Raw genomic sequence first — 16,257 nt, forward strand, 5'->3', positions numbered from 1 at the left:
TTCTTGCGTACAATATCTCGGAACAATTTTCATTTTTGGTATGTCAAAATATTCATCACAAATTTCTCGTCCATTTTCATCCGTTCTACGGTATAGCTTTTTCTTTTGTTCCAAAGTCATGATGTCAAAATAATTATAAAAATATAGATTATCAATCACTTCTGGTTCATTGAACGAAGTACCTAGGTCTACATAGAACAATTCACCTTTATCTTTTTGTTCTTCAGTGCAATCAGCGGTATACGCATAACTCACACTAGTCTTGGCACGAAACAAACTTCTTATTTCATCATGCATGGGATACGCACCAACCAAAATATCGTTAATACTTATTGCATCTTGGAATCTTTTTTTTGGTGATTTATCACCTATAAGTTTTCTATTTTCAATACTTTGTGGAGTTTCAATTAAATCTATAGAATGTGCTGAATTCGGTAAGTAAAATCCAAACATTGATATTTTCTTATCTACTTGGCGTTCCATTAAACTTACGCCGATATCATCATATATATAAATATTAATTCGATTGACACCATCTACACCATCAACTTTACGAAAATTTTTCCCTAATGCTTTAAGCCATGGCTCAACGCCTGAACTCATATATAAATCCGCACCATTATAATTAATCGCACAACCGTGGACCTTAAACTGATGCTGTGGATTTATTTTCTTTATAAAACCTTCTGTTTCAACGTCTTGTTTTGTCGAAGACTGACCATTACTACAACTAATACACAGTAAAAGGGGCAGAAATAGCGCTAGTTTTTTTTGAAATATATGCATTATTTTTTTCCACCCTTCATCATATCTAAACCTTTTTGGACCGATTCTGCTGCTTCATCAATTTTTTCTTGCGCCGCTTTAGCACCTTTATACGCACCCTGTCGGGTCGTATCCCAACCTTTTTGCAACATGCCATCACTAGCCTGATTGACTTTATCCTTATTTTGTCTTGCCCATTGCTTAACGCTTTCATCCATCCAATTACAACGACTTGGATGTCTAAAATAACTTTTTGCCGTGTCCAAAACGGCTTGTTTATTTGCCGTTGTCGGTTTTTCTAACCAACTATTCCATTTTGTCCCAACATCACGTACCGCAATAATCGCTAAATTGGCAGCAAGTAAGTGTAAGGGGTTTCCTGCTTCGTCTTTCCCTAATTGTGTATGACTTGGGTTATCACCATGAATCACTGGATTTACCCCTTGTTTTACACTCACAATGTCATGTGAGTGCTTTAAAACATTATTCACACCAAATTTGAGTAAAAATTTAAACAGTGAGGTGAACAGTGTTTCTAATAGCGCAGTTTGCTTTTTAAACTCACTGATGGTTTTTGCTGCTTTTTTTAGCAAATCAACATAGCCTGCTTCGTATAAAGCACAAATTTCATCCCTTAACTCTAAGTATCGAAACCAAATTTTGGTTAAATTCTTATCTTTAGACACCGCATCAAGGGTAAAAATAAATTCTTGAATAATCAAATCAGAAAAACTACGTTCGCCAGAGACCATCCCCTTATATTCACTCCACTCTTTAAGTGGATCAACCATCTTGGCTAAAGTACCACCAATACTGGCAAAGGTATCCCAAGAGTCAAAAGTTCCTGTCACCAAAGGAATTTGCTCATATCGACTAAAATTATTTTTTCTCAATACATTGTGTCTAACATCAGTATAACCATGCTTAATCAGTGCAATCTCTACAAAATTACTGTGAGAGAAAAAATCTTCCAAGACATGAAAAGCATTGCCTAAATGTCGCAAAGGCACATCCGAGCTACTGTTTTGTTTCATGCTTTCTTCTAACTGTCCCAACATATACTCTAATGCTGTTGGAAATGCCGAATCACGCATATTATTTGGGGTATTGTCAGCGATATAATTTTTTAAATTAAATTGTGCAGATTTCTGATCACTGTTGGTTTGAAAGGTTTTATCATTCGGTTTTGGATTGAATTCTTTATCTAGATGGGTATAAATATCAGCACCAAAAGGATTGTCGATATGTTCTTCAAAACGATAAACACCCAATATTCGTTCGCCATCATTTCCTGTTAAATCACGAAATAAACGATGTGGTAAAGAAGATTTCGGGGAATACGAAATTAATGCTAATGCTTTATACCGTCTCTGGTTTTTCTCACTCAATTGCTCATATTTGACTTTATTTAACATATTTTGCATATGTTTTTGTAGATTGACAGCACGATTATTTTTTAACTTTAATTCTGGTAATTTAGCCAGATCATCTGCGACACTTTGATCAAAAAAATGGTCATACGCCAAGACTGCCAATATATTGGTAATTAACTTACGTGTTGGTTTTATGGTAGTAATTTTACCTTGATTATCTATCGCAACATCAATGCTTGTATTCAGTACAGCCCCACAGACCAGTTGGGAATGATCTCTTAACCAATTTCCTGCATAAATAGCATCGACTGTTTGTTTATTAAAAATTGGTTTATCTGGGTTTAATTCTCCAATGGCTTCTTTTTCAATAGATTGGTGTCCATGTTCAATCCGCACACCTTTATTGTCATCTTTTTTAATATATTTACCTGTTTTGGGGTCTATGGTTCCCCTATTTGCCAGTATTTTAGTTTGTTTAGAAAACTTACCTTCACCTGCACCAAAGTATTCATATTGGACATCTACCACTTCATCCATTTGCGACTCGAAATCAGCATGCATTCTTGCGGCTCTTTTCCCCGATGTTGGGGTGATTTTCAGCTTTCCTGAAAACTTTTCAGAGCTTATTTCTGCAAACTCAAACTCAGTATTTGCACCTTTGTCTTTTCCTTCTGTCAACTGACCTAAATTATATGCATAAACCGCACCTTCATCTCGTGGTGCATCAGGTGCTAGTTTTTCTATTTTTACGGGTATTTTTAAAATATCACCAATATAAATTAGATTAGGGTCAGAAATTTGATTAAGTGAGCATAATTCTTCAACAGTGGTATTAAAATTCTTCGCGATCTCTTCCAACACATTGCCTTTGACAATCACATACAGATTAAAGCTATTGCCTAATGAATAGTTGCCACTGATTCGTAGATGATCATCGATGTAATGCCCATACTCATGTAAAAGCACTGTATAGAGTCTTTCCAAATTGCTGTCATTTTCTAGCGCAGATAACACTGTATCAGCAGCAAGATAGATTTTCTTGTCTTGATGATTAAACCCAGCTGCGTGACCGTTGATACTTTTAGCAGTCACTATATGTTCAGGCGGTTGAATTAGACCTTTCTCCAAGTCGGTTTTCAGGGCTAAATACAAACTGTCTGGAATATCAAAACCAAAGATCGGTGTGACCAAACTGACAAAACTTTCTTGAGAGAAGGTCTTTGCCAATACAACAAGTTGGTCATGGGCATAGGTACTTTTTAGCGTCGGTAATGGCTGATCTGGTGCAAAATTTACGATCGGCAACAAAGGTAATCCAGCACTCACTTTCATCCCAGAGCTAAGTTTCTGCTGTCCAGATTTAACTTCAAACAAGCCTGGCGTGGTCGAAAAAATACCTGAGCCATTCAGTCTTAATTCAGATGTATCCGCACGAAATACAATTTCTTTAGGACTGATCATATAAATCGTATCTTCAGTCGAAATAATTTGAATACCTTTACGCGCAATCAAATCTGCACCATCACTATGCGCTTTTATTTCAACCTTGCCTTTTGCAGCATAAAGTCTTGCACCTTCTTGCGCAGCAAATAAACTGATCTTGTTTTTTGCATGTGCTATAAGATTCTTTTGGCTACTCAGATTTATACTTTTGCCTGCGCTCTGGCTAATTTGCCCATCTGCTGAAAGATGAAGGTCACTATTGGTCGACATTGCGATAGAGTTTGGTGAAGCCAGTAGCATTAAAGCTTGTTTAAATGCATCTGCTTTGTCTTTTTCACCTTTTTCTATTTGATTGAGGAAGTGTTTTAAATTATTTAAAACTTCCAAAGGATCAGTTTGTTGATGCTTGGCAACTTCACTTAGCGCTTTTGTATTGTTGAGACTATTTTCTAACTGACGCTTGGCTTCTGTTGTATCCAGATGATTACCTGATGCCCCATCTTGTGCATGGGTACTCAGCAGTAAGCCTTGACCTGCGCGTACCGCACCCCATTGATCCGTTCTTAGCTCAAAGCCTTCTCCTCGACCTTCGCTGCTATCTGTCTCTTTTGGGTGACTGAGGTTGCCAAGATTGAGTTGAGTTGTTCCATGACTGCTGTGTAACTGACTACTGATCTGGTTGGTGGTATCGTCAAATCTCAGTTGGTTATAGCCGCTGCCTTGGTATTCTAGACTTTTAATCCCTGCCAACTTCTTGGTATCGGGCAACTTGCCTTTATCATCAAACTTGGTTGGATAACGGTATCCTTCATGAATACGCCCCACCACAAAAGGTCTGTCAATATCCCCCGCAAAGAAGTCAACCACGACCAACTCTCCAATCCTCGGTAAGAAGCGTGCTCCATAGCCTTCACCTGCCCACGGCGTGAGTACATCAACCCAAGCTGAGTCGGTATCATTGTCATTCGAGCCTGCACCACCATCATGGCTGTGGTCTTCATTGCGTGTAAACAGGAAGCGAACCTTGATGCGTCCCCATTCATCGACATGGATTTCTTCTCCACTTGGACCAACCACTCTCGCTCGCATTGGATGGGCTGCGGGTCTTTGGGTTAAGGGATTATACTCAGGAACAACCGTAATATTACGTCGTTGTAGCACCAACTGATTGGCTTGGCGTTCTTCGTTATTGTTTGTGGTGAGATGGGCGAGTTGCCATTGGCTTTGTCGGATGAGTGCTTCGACTTGATGGCTCAAGTCTTTGGGTAAATTATTTTGGTGATAAAAGGTTTTGGAGATGATCAGAAATTGCCGATCGGCAACATCTTTTAGCTCTAGACTTGGATGTTGGTCAAGCTCAAAGTGATAACCCACCTGCGCATCTCGTACCGTCGATATTGCGGTGAATTGTTTGGCTTGGGCATCGTAGTAGTTGCTAAGGTTTTGGTTAAAGCGTTCGATCTGACTGTTGCTTGATGGCGTTGCGCCATCTTCTCCATTTAAATCTTGAGTCCATGCAGGGCTAAAATGCCATACTTGTTCTAAGCCTAGACTGGCGTTATCGTACTGGTCACTGTGCTGATGTTTGCTTTGTACATTGCCTGCACCTTCTTCGGTTTCAAGAATATCAGCTTGCCATCGTTGAATATGTACCGATGTCGGTTGAAGTGAACGTTGTCCTGTAAAATTGATAATCGAATCGCGAGTCTCTACAGCCGAACTTCGATGAAAGCGGATCGTGCGTCGTTCTAAACTTTTATATTGAGTATTGTCATCAATCAATCGAAGCTTTTGAGGCTGGATGGGTTCATTAAAATGAGACACTTTAAGCTGTGCTTCATCAATTAAACTGGTCACACCTTCCGATGCTAGAAGCCTTTGAATAAGGTCTATATCTCGCTCATTATTCTGCATAATGAATGGTCGAATATCGTAATCTTTAGTTAGACCGCTTTTATCCAAAGTCAAACTTGAAGCAAACAGTGGAGATCTGTCTCGCCATTCATTAAATATAACTTCGACTACCTGTAAAGCAGACATGTTCATAAATACGCGCGAGTTTCTACGCTGTTTCCATAATGCGGTTGGATCTTCAACCGTGAGGCGATAAATCGTCAAAGCACCATCTGAGGCGCCCACCTCAGCTTTGGTGACAATTCCTGAAATACGATTGATTTCGGAGCAATCATTGACCACATCAATGGCTACACGACAGCCAATAAAGCGTTTTAATGCAATATCGTTCAGCGTGGATAGACAAATCAGTTGTAAGTTCATCCCATCATTGATGGCATGTATCCCATCAACACGTTGTAAAAATACCAGTTGATTAAGATCAGTATTTGAAAAAGACACATGGATAGCACGCTTTTGAGCAGTAAGACCCAATTTTTCCAAAGCAAAATAAATATTATTAAACATGAGTTATTGTGTAGTTGTTCTAAATTAAAAAACACTCTACAAAAAAGATTATATTTTGTCCATATTTAATTTTATCTAAATAATTTTCTATATCACCTTTTGTTTCAGTTTTTTTTATAAGTTTATAAGAATAGTACACTTGAAAGTAATTAAACTGCATTCTTTCACAGCAAACAAAGCAACGCTTTATTTTTACTCAGATATCTTCGCTCAACATGATGACTTTCATGCCGCCTCACGATAAAAAAGATGATCAATCATTTAAAAGTGCAAATAAATAAATGACCAAAATCTTCTAATACTTTATATAAAAAATATAAAGTTCATAGGCTATTAAGGATCAGAATATTTAACTATTTCTAAATTTATTATGATGAAATGATTATTAAAATCTACATTTTAGTACAATCATGAGCCAAAATTTAATTTACAGCCCCTAATAGTAATCGCTAAATAAAAAACCGCAAAATGATTAATATTCAATCATATTGCGGTTTTTTTAAAGCATCAAGAGACTGTTAAAACAGTCTCTTTTTTACAATCAATTTCTACATTTAGAAATTAACGATTGTTTTCATCTTCTTGTGAATCTTCAAACTTACCTTCGCCGCCAAAGTCAGAACCTTGACCACCGAAGCCACCTTGACCGCCGAAGCCACCTTGACCACCGAAGCCACCTTGTTGACCACCGAAGCCACCTTGACCACCGAAGCCACCTTGACCGCCAAAGCCACCTTGACCACCGAAGCCACCTTGACCACCGAAGCCACCTTGGCTACCGAAACCACCAGCTTGACCACCGAAGCCACCAGCTTGACCACCGAAGCCACCAGCAGCGCCTTGAGCACCAGCAGGAGCACCAGCAGGACGTGGATTACGTGCAGGTACAACAGTAGAAATCGCATGCTTATAAACCATTTGGCTTACAGTGTTTTTCAACAAAACAACATACTGGTCAAAAGATTCAATGTGACCTTGTAATTTGATACCGTTTACAAGAAAGATAGAAACCGGAATACGTTCTTTACGGAGAGAATTTAAGAACGGATCTTGTAAAGTTTGACCTTTAGACATTTTATACTCCAAAAAAAAATTTAAAATCAGCGCAAAAACTGCCTTTATTTTTCAATTAAAATTTATAAAAAAGGCAGTTGTTAAATTTTGCTTTATCCGTATAAGTTTCGCAAGTCTTCTTGAGCTTGCTTTATCGTGAAATAAGTTTGAAAAGAGTGTAATTCTTGCAAAGAACGTAACCAAGTGTATTGACGTTTGGCTAATTGTCGTGTCGCAAATAGCGCTTTATCCTTCATTTCTTGCATTTTTTCTTGACTCAAATCACTGTTTTTTAAAAAATCTATCGCTTGACGGTAACCAACCGAGCGTGCTGAGGGTAAATTTTCATCGAGATCGTATTTTTTCATAAGGTATTCGACTTCATTCAAAAAACCGATTTCCCACATTTTTTCCAATCGTAACTCGATCCGTTTATGTAATTCTACTCTGTCAGGGACTAAAGCATAATTATGAAAATTGTAACGATAAGGTTGCTTTTTAGGCTGTTCTGCCTGTAATTGTGTAATTGGACGACCTGTGATTTTGTAAACTTCTAAAGCACGAATAATTCGTTGTTTATCACTGACCTTAAACTTTTCACCTGCCAGCGTATCTACTGATTTTAATTCATCATAGACTGCCTGCCAGCCCTCAGTTTCGCCTTTTAACTCAATCGCAGCACGAATCTCATAATCAGCACTCGGCAGGTTACTGGAAAGACCTTCAAGCAATGCCTTGAAGTAAAGCATTGTTCCGCCCACCAAGATGGGTGTTTTCCCTTTTGCATGAATATCATCAATCAAACGACTTGCATCTTCAACAAACTCTGCCGCAGAATAAACTTCTAATGGTGTAATAATATCAATTAAATGATGCGGATAACGCTCCTGTTCCGCTTTTGTTGGCTTAGCTGTTCCAATATCCATCTCTTGATAAACCAGTGCAGAATCCACAGAAATTAACTCATAATTCCCCTGTTCATATAATTCACATGCCAAAGCGGTTTTTCCACTTGCAGTTGGTCCCATTAAATTGATGACGGGCAATTGATTCGACATGTAAAACTACTCTCCTCGAGCAAATAATTTATCCAGTTGTGAAAGTGGAAATGCACGCCATGTTGGTCGACCATGATTACATTGGCTGGCAAATTCTGTTTGTTCCATCTGACGCAATAAAGCATTCATTTCTGACAGGCTTAGCATGCGGTGTGCTCTCACTGCACCATGACAAGCCATACCTGCCAAAATTTGATCTCGCTTTTGTTGAAGTGCTTGTGCTTCATCGTTCGGGTCAAGATCATTCAGCAATTCAGGAACTAAAGCACCAAAGTCAGCTTTATGTAAAATTGCAGGTACGCCACGGACAATGACCTGATCATCCCCATACTGATCTATTTCCAAACCTAAACGCCCAAGTTGAGGTTTTAAATCATCTACGCGTGTAGCTTGCATACGTGTAATTGAGATCACTTTAGGAATAAGCAATTGTTGAGAAGTCCAAAACTCAGGTTTGTCCCATGCAGATTTCATCTGTTGTAAAAGAATACGTTCATGCGCAGCATGCATATCCACAATAATCAATCCTTCAGTATTTTGCGCAAGAATATAAATACCGTGCAATTGTGCAATAGCAATACCTAAAGGATATTCATCAACCTGGGGTTGATTAGACTTATTGACAATTTGCTGTACAGACTGATCATAAGAGGCTTGATCTGTGAGTGGTTGATCCAATTCGGCAATATCACTATTTTCACGGAGCGGTGCCAAATAGCTCTTTAAGGCATTATTGAGTTGCTGTGACCCATGATACTGCTGTTGTGGCTGATTCGCAGCATAATGTACAGTTTGCGGTTGTGTATGACTAAAATCTGTTAAACCATCATTTTGCAAAATCCGAGAATCTGAATTGCTTAGGCTATTTTCATACTCCTGCTGTTGATTGACATTCTCTGATACTGAGCGATCACGATGAAGTTGAAACTGCTCTTGATAACGCGGTTGAGGTTGTTGCAAATGATTTTGTTGAGATTCCTCTTGTTTCATTGCCGAAGCTAATTCTGCTGTCGCTGTTTGAAATTTTGACAGGGTTTCTTTAGCAAAATGGCGTACAAACTCGTGCACTTCACGCTGATTTAAAAAACGAATTTCATGTTTAGTAGGATGAACATTGACATCGATATTTTCAGGGTCAACTTCTAAAAAAAGCAAATATGCAGCATGTTGATGTCCGTGGAGAATACCATCGTATGCCATGCGTAACGCGTGTGAAATGGTTTTATCTTTAACAATGCGTCCATTCACATAAACATATTGCAAATCCGCTTGGGCACGAGCATCTGATGGATGTCCCAACCAACCTGATAAACGCATACTAATACTATCAGCATCAATCCAATAAGCATTTTCAGTAAATTGACGCCCCAATAATTGCTGTACACGTTGGAATCGTAACTCGCCACTGTCGGCAATAGGTAAATTCAAACGAATATTATCGTTATGTTCCAACACAAAACGTATATCAAAATGAGTCAATGCCATACGGCGGACAATTTCTTCGATATGTCCAAATTCAGTTCCTGGCTTTTTTAAGAATTTACGGCGTGCCGGTACATTAAAAAATAAATCCTGAATACGAATATGTGTGCCTTGTTGCGCTGCAACTGCCTGTATATCCTGATGATCAAACGCCGTACCATTTACTTCAAGCTGATAGCCAACACCTGAATCATCTTGGCTGCTGGTTAAGGTTAACCGAGAAACAGCAGCAATCGATGCCAGCGCCTCGCCACGAAAACCTAAACTTACTATTGCGTGTAAATCTTCAGCAGACTGAATTTTACTGGTTGCGTGTCGTGTTACGGAAAGCGCCAAATCCTCAGGATGAATGCCTCGCCCATTGTCAATAATTTCAATGAGCGTACTCCCCCCATTAGCAACACGAACAATCAATTCAGTCGCACCGGCATCAATTGAGTTTTCAACTAACTCTTTAACCACAGAAGATGGGCGTTCGATTACCTCACCTGCTGCAATTTGGTTCGCCAATGCTGGATTTAAAGTTTGGATACGTCTTAAACTGATATCTTCATGTTGCATTCAATTCACCTGATCATTAAATGAATCTAAAAACGAAAATTTTTTATAGTTAGAATTTAACTGATTAAAAGCGCATTAATTCTTGAACCAACTGAGAAGATGTACTTTCTATACTTACTTCACGCACAGTTTCATCTGCCCCTTTTAAGATCGTAATGACATGATCAGCTTTTGGAATTTCATCTCCGCCTTTCGAAGGCCACTCAAATAAGAATAATGCATCTGTTTGGTCTAAATAATCACGTATTCCCATCAATTCTAATTCATAAGGATCATTTAAACGATACAAGTCAAAATGAAATACATCCTTAGCTTGAATGCTATAAGGCTCCACCAATGTATAGGTTGGACTTTTAACTGCACCTTGATGCCCTAAGCTTTGCAACCAATAGCGCGTTAATGTTGTTTTACCCGCGCCAAGATCACCGATGAGATAAATTACGCCTTTTGCAATATGTTGCGCCAGTTTTTTTGCTAACTTTTGAGTGTCTTGTTCATTGCTTAGACTTAATTTAGAGGAATACTGCATAACGCTCACAACATGATTCAAACCAGACAATATGATAGCATTGCACGACTTTAAAACCTATGTTGCATTGTTGAGAAATCATGTTTTGACCTGTTCAAGCTGACTTAAATAGCAATTGCAATCTTAATGACATCCAGTATCACCATGAAACAATATACTTCTCTTTCTGACTTTCAACCACCAATGAGGGATGGTGTAACAGCATCTAAAGTATATTTACCTCAATTAGAAAAATCCCCGCAAAGTCTATTTATATTTTTGTGTGAGTACTTTCCACATATTACTGCCAATGAATGGAGGCAGCGTTTTGATGATCATTTAATTTTGGATATGCAAGGTCAAACCCTCAGTATAGAGCATCCTTATATCGAACATACTCATATTTATTATTATCGTTTTCTCAACCACGAAGTTCAGGTGCCATTTCAGGAAAAAATTCTTTATGAAAATGATGATCTACTGGTGGTTGATAAACCCCACTTTCTAACCATTAGCCCCTCAGGACAATATATTCAAGAAACCCTTTTAGTTCGCTTAAAAAAAACCACTAATAATGCAGACTTGACACCTATACATCGTTTAGACCGTGAAACAGCTGGAGTCGTGTTATTCTCCAAGCGTCCACAAACTCGTGGTATTTACCAGCAAATGTTTGCTGATCGTCAGGTAAAAAAGACCTACCATGCCATTGCCGCTTATAACCCAAACCTCAGCTTCCCATATCAGGTTGCATTAAGAATGGAGAAAGGTGAACCTTTCTATACCATGAAAGTGACCGAAGGCATAACCAACTCACAAACTGAAATTCATCTTATTGAACATGATCAGGTATGGGCTAAATATTTATTAAAACCGATTACAGGAAAGCAGCACCAACTACGTGTACATCTCAATTGGCTGAATTTGCCCATCAAAAATGATTCATTTTATCCAACTGTAGTGCATAAAGATCCTCATGATTTCTCACAACCTTTACAACTTTTAGCCCAGAAAATTGAGTTTATTGATCCGATTACAATGCAAGCGTTATGTTTTTGTTCTGCCTATGAATTGACACTGTAATGTTGACGTAATGACAAATATAGGACTTTTTGATGATTAGAGATTGAAATTCCGAAAGCTTTGATTAAAATAGGCATTCAAACTTAAATTTTGTTTGGTTAACATTCATGAGAAAAACCGAAGTTTATCAAGTACGCCTTGATTCACAAGAAAAAAAACTTGCTTTTGCCGTTTTTAAACAATTAGGCATCACCCCTGCTCAAGCAGTTCGACTTTTTTTTAAACAAGTCGTAATCACCAAATCTATTCCATTTGCAATTGAAAACCAAAATATCAATATGGACCAGATATTAAAATTAAGAAAACTCAAGCAAGAACAACAGAATGGACAAACAAGTACTGCTGTTGACTTAAGTGATGATGACGAAGATTTGTTTGCAGAGTTAAATGCGATCTTGGGCGAAAGTGACAAAAATTAACAGTGTCGCAATTTTAAACAATTCATTTACTTTAATTTTCTATTTTTTAGTTATGCTCTTTTGCAAAGATAAAAAATCATTGCAAGGAGTATATAAATGATCGTGAGACGCGCGACCAAAGAAGATTTAGATCAACTTGCTGTTTTATTTGATGAATATCGCCAATTTTATGGTGCATCTTCCAATCTTAAACAATCTCTTGATTTTCTTAAACAACGTTTTGAGAATAAGGAAAGTGTTATCTTTATTCATGTAAAAGATGATGTTTTTACAGGTTTTGTTCTACTTTATCAGGGTTTTACATCTGTATCCTGTTCTAAATACTATATTTTAGATGATGTATATGTCACTCCGGTTTATCGCAGACAAGGTTCTGCCAAACAGCTGATTGATACAGCCATTCTATTTGCAAGACATGAAGATGCACAGCGTATTAGTTTAGAAACACAAAAAAACAATTACCATTCCCATCAATTGTATGAACAAATGGGTTTTGTCAAAGATAACGAGTTTCAAACCTATCATTGTTTCTTGAAGTAATTCTATTTCTTGCAGGCGTTTTAGTTTTAACACTAAAAGGTGAATTTTGGATTATTAATGCTGTTAGATTGTCAGATGAAGTGCAATAAAGCTTTCATTGCCACAGTTTATATATCAAAAGTTTAAATAGATTTGTTTAGGCAATACTGTACGCTTATACTGTAAATAAAGCAGTACTTTGTTTATGCTCATATATCCCACTCAACATGGCGACCTCCATGTCGCCTCACGATACACAGAATATTGATGATTCAAAAGTACAAAATAAATGAATCACCAAATCTTCTAGTAAATTGTATAAAAATCAAAAAATTCATTAGGTATGCATGATTAAAATCCAGTCACTTGTATGAATAATCAGGCGGTTTGACCATAGTCAATCTAAAACTAATCATCAGTGAAGCCTCAGACTTTGCTAACTATGATTAAACTTCAGATAAATCATCTGATTTATTTTTTGCAGCCACCACTTGGGCTTCATTTAGATATAGCCATTCTCCTTCAGGCAAATCATTCAGTACCAATTGTCCTACTTGGGCACGATGTAAACGCTCAACTTTGTTGCCTACCGCAGCAAGCATTCGTTTCACTTGATGATAAACACCTTGATGTACAGTTATTTTTAACGCATGTTCAGCAAGACGTTGTACATCTGTTGCTGCAAAAAGCCCTTTTTCATTACGCAGTTCAACGCCTTGTTCAAGTTGTTGAATTTGCTCATCCGTGATCGGATCAACAGTTTGTATTTGATAAACTTTAGGCACATGCTTTTTAGGATGCGTCAAGGCTTGTAAAAACTGACCATCATCAGTGAATAGTAATAAACCTGTGGTATCCTGATCTAAGCGCCCTACACTTTGTAGACCACGATTCATCAATACATCATCAAACAGATCAAAAACACTGAAATGATGAGTAGATTGATGTGAACATTCATAATTCTGCGGTTTATTTAAAGCGATATAAACTTTTTCTCGATATTGAAATGTTTGCTGATACACCGAAAATTCTAAATGATCTAAATCAAGTTTAAACTTTGGATCAGTAATAACCTCGTTTTGAATTTGAATTGCACCATTCTTGATTAATTGCTGGCAATGCTTTCTAGAACCAAAACCTTGTGATTGCAACATTTTTTCCAAAAACATAAATCAATACCTTAAAAATTCACGACACAGTTTAGAGTATCGTGAATCGAAACCCAATCGAGAATCGTATTTTATCAGCATGATCACTTCATCATGCATAGACACTAGCCACCAAATACAAATGATTTATGCGCTGCTACCCCAGCCATTGCACCATCAGCAACAGAGAATGCAACAGAACCACCTGAACGTGTGATGTCCCCACATGCGTAAATGTTTTTTAAATTGGTCTGCTTTGTAGCATTGGTTAAGATTGCTTCACTATATTCATTACGGTCTATATCCAAACCTAGTTTTCTAATCCAAGGTGAATTAATTCTCATAAAAGTAGAGACAAATAATCCATCCAATTGAGTCTGGTCACCATTTTCAAATTTCAAATCACAGTGATTTTCGATCTTGGCGATTTTACGAGTATCTAACTTCACATGGCGTTGATTTAATTGCTCCAAAATTGCAGGCTCGATTGTATCAATTGAAACTGCAGCATTGAGGAATAATGTTGTTTTGCCCCAATCAGGTAGCATTAAAGCCATATGAAGAGAATGCGAACCAGAATATAACATCCCGAGTTGACCAAGATTTAATTCATAGCCGTCACAGTATGGACAATGGAATACACTCTTTCCCCAACGCTCAGTCAAGCCTTCTATTTCAGGTAAATCATCTTTCACACCTGCTGCAATAATCAATTTTTCAGCTTGAATCAGGTCGCGCTTATTATTTTCATCTTCTGTAAAAACCTCATAATGATCATTCATTGCCTGTACGTCGATAACAGATGCATTCAACCAAGTAATGCTTGAATATTTTTCTAACTGTTGCTTTGCTTCCACAATGATTGCAGAAGGCTCCTGTCCATCTTGGGTCAGAAAATTATGTGAATGCGCCGCAAACCGATTTCTACGTAAACCTGCATCTACCACCAATACTTTTTTTCTAGCTCTTACTAAAGGTAAAGCCGCAGATAAACCTGCAAAACTTCCACCAATGATCATCACGTCATATTTCATTTTAAACCCCTATATGTAACTTTTGAAATTACTATATTGCTTTATTTTTAAAATTGCAACTTTTGATGTTACAATTAATACCAAATTAAGGAGTGTGCATATCATGCGCAAAGACAGTAAACTTTCCCGGATGTTGCATGTGCTATTACATATGGCACGTGAAAAAAAACCATTCACATCAGAACAGATTGCAGTAATGCTCGACACCAATCCTGTCGTGGTTAGACGTACTATGTCGGGTTTAAAAAAAGCGGGATTTGTACATGCCGATAAAGGACCCGGCGGTGGTTGGACATTAATCCAAAATTTAAATGAAATTTCGTTATATGATATTTATCAGGCTGTAGGTGAACCCACCATTTTTGCCATGGGGAATGAGCAAGAAACGCCCAACTGTCTTGTTGAACGTGTGGTAAACACTGCTTTAAATCAAGCAATGCTAGAAGCACAAAACATTTTAATACAGCAACTTAAATCTACAAATTTAGCAAAACTTGCGCAAGATTTTGAGCGCGAATGGAACTTATTGGATAATAAACCTTTCAATATTTCAGCGCACTGATTTGCTTCTGTTGAGAATTTTAATACGAATAAATAGATCTCTTCACGCCCTACCTGCGTTGTTTTTAGTATAATGCGCCGCTGGAATGAATTGTAAATGATGAATATTAATGAGCCTTTCTAGTCTAGATCTAAATTTAATCGTGCTTCTTGTTTTATTGGCTTGTGGTATTTTCAGTCACAATACAGCAGTGACTATCGCTGCTGGCGTATTAATTGTCTTTCGAATCACGCCATTAAGTGAGTTTTTTCCTTTATTACAAACTCACGGTCTGGAGGTCGGAATTATCATTTTAACAATTGGTGTTCTTACCCCGATTGCCAGTGGAAAAATTCCAGGCGATGTCATCCTAAAATCATTTATGCACTGGAAATCTCTGACTGCAATTGCAATTGGACTATTGGTCGCATGGTTAGGTGGTCGCGGAGTTTCCTTAATGACCAGCCAACCCAATGTCGTAGCAGGTTTATTGATCGGTACAGTAGCTGGAGTAGCATTACTGAGAGGTGTTCCTGTGGGTCCACTGATTGCAGCTGGCATCTTATCGTTATTGATTGGTAAATCTTAAAAATCTTCAAACAAAAAATTCTGAAAAGTTTAAGCACATCCCATCATTGCCAGATATAGATGAAAAATCATGCTGATGGGTAACAGTGTAATGTAGAGTAATCAATAGAACTGATTTTTTGCTACAAAGCATGTTCAATTGGTCAAGTTTTAACTTTTACTTCATTAATAAAATAATGACCCTCTGATTTTACTTGGATAAATCATAAAATTAAAATCCGACAAACTGCAAAAAACAATAAAAATATCAAATAAAATTAA

General features: G+C 37.6%; 13 protein-coding genes. 5 read left to right on the forward strand and 8 right to left on the reverse strand.

The features are described from left to right. The 6 genes from F938_RS24435 to tsaE all read right to left on the reverse strand — a co-directional run. Nucleotides 1-786, reverse strand: a 786-nt coding sequence (locus F938_RS24435) for a DUF7738 domain-containing protein (protein ID WP_005029284.1), incomplete at its 3' end; no start/stop codon positions are given. Continuing rightward, nucleotides 786-6,002, reverse strand: a complete 5,217-nt coding sequence (gene tssI / locus F938_RS24930) for a type VI secretion system tip protein TssI/VgrG (protein ID WP_005029286.1) — start codon at nt 6,000-6,002, stop codon at nt 786-788. The genes tssI and F938_RS24435, both read right to left, overlap by 1 nt. Nucleotides 6,003-6,563: 561 nt before the next feature. Then, nucleotides 6,564-7,076 carry an RNA chaperone Hfq gene (gene hfq, locus F938_RS03010; protein ID WP_005029289.1) on the reverse strand — a complete coding sequence of 171 codons (513 nt, stop codon included), beginning with the start codon at nt 7,074-7,076 and terminating at the stop codon, nt 6,564-6,566. A gap of 92 nt (nt 7,077-7,168) precedes the next feature. Continuing rightward, nucleotides 7,169-8,113, reverse strand: a complete 945-nt coding sequence (gene miaA, locus F938_RS03015; RefSeq protein WP_004831018.1) for a tRNA (adenosine(37)-N6)-dimethylallyltransferase MiaA — start codon at nt 8,111-8,113, stop codon at nt 7,169-7,171. A gap of 6 nt (nt 8,114-8,119) precedes the next feature. Continuing rightward, nucleotides 8,120-10,156: a DNA mismatch repair endonuclease MutL gene (mutL, locus tag F938_RS03020; RefSeq protein ID WP_005029292.1), complete on the reverse strand. Its 2,037-nt coding sequence runs from the start codon at nt 10,154-10,156 to the stop codon at nt 8,120-8,122. A 64-nt stretch (nt 10,157-10,220) separates the two neighbouring features. Continuing rightward, entirely contained in the window at nt 10,221-10,685 is a 465-nt protein-coding gene (tsaE, locus tag F938_RS03025; RefSeq protein WP_005029294.1) for a tRNA (adenosine(37)-N6)-threonylcarbamoyltransferase complex ATPase subunit type 1 TsaE, read from the reverse strand. A gap of 144 nt (nt 10,686-10,829) precedes the next feature. Between tsaE and F938_RS03030 the strand changes: the two genes are divergently transcribed. The 3 genes from F938_RS03030 (at nt 10,830) to F938_RS03040 (ending at nt 12,706) form a co-directional block, all read left to right on the forward strand. Continuing rightward, nucleotides 10,830-11,747 carry a pseudouridine synthase gene (locus F938_RS03030; RefSeq protein ID WP_005029296.1) on the forward strand — a complete coding sequence of 306 codons (918 nt, stop codon included), beginning with the start codon at nt 10,830-10,832 and terminating at the stop codon, nt 11,745-11,747. Nucleotides 11,748-11,854: 107 nt separating this feature from the next. Further along, on the forward strand, nt 11,855-12,166 hold the full coding sequence (locus F938_RS03035; RefSeq protein WP_004831022.1) for a type II toxin-antitoxin system RelB/DinJ family antitoxin: 312 nt from the start codon (nt 11,855-11,857) through the stop codon (nt 12,164-12,166). A 96-nt stretch (nt 12,167-12,262) separates the two neighbouring features. Further along, nucleotides 12,263-12,706: a GNAT family N-acetyltransferase gene (locus tag F938_RS03040; protein WP_004831023.1), complete on the forward strand. Its 444-nt coding sequence runs from the start codon at nt 12,263-12,265 to the stop codon at nt 12,704-12,706. A 425-nt stretch (nt 12,707-13,131) separates the two neighbouring features. Here F938_RS03040 and F938_RS03045 read toward each other — a convergent pair whose 3' ends face one another. Further along, the gene (locus F938_RS03045; protein ID WP_005029299.1) at nt 13,132-13,854 is read right to left on the reverse strand and encodes a pseudouridine synthase; all 723 of its coding nucleotides are present in this window, start codon (nt 13,852-13,854) and stop codon (nt 13,132-13,134) included. Between the two features lie 104 nt (nt 13,855-13,958). Beyond that, complete coding sequence (locus tag F938_RS03050) at nt 13,959-14,867, reverse strand: NAD(P)/FAD-dependent oxidoreductase (protein WP_005029302.1); 909 nt, start codon at nt 14,865-14,867, stop codon at nt 13,959-13,961. A gap of 103 nt (nt 14,868-14,970) precedes the next feature. On the opposite strand from F938_RS03050, the gene F938_RS03055 reads away from it, so the two are divergent. Continuing rightward, on the forward strand, nt 14,971-15,429 hold the full coding sequence (locus F938_RS03055; protein WP_005029304.1) for an RrF2 family transcriptional regulator: 459 nt from the start codon (nt 14,971-14,973) through the stop codon (nt 15,427-15,429). Between the two features lie 109 nt (nt 15,430-15,538). Further along, nucleotides 15,539-15,997 (forward strand): DUF441 domain-containing protein, encoded by a 459-nt coding sequence (locus F938_RS03060; RefSeq protein WP_004831027.1) that lies wholly within the window; start codon nt 15,539-15,541, stop codon nt 15,995-15,997. Nucleotides 15,998-16,257: the final 260 nt, after the last annotated feature.

This window comes from Acinetobacter bereziniae LMG 1003 = CIP 70.12 (assembly GCF_000368925.1).
GTDB classification, from domain to species: Bacteria; Pseudomonadota; Gammaproteobacteria; order Pseudomonadales; family Moraxellaceae; genus Acinetobacter; species Acinetobacter bereziniae.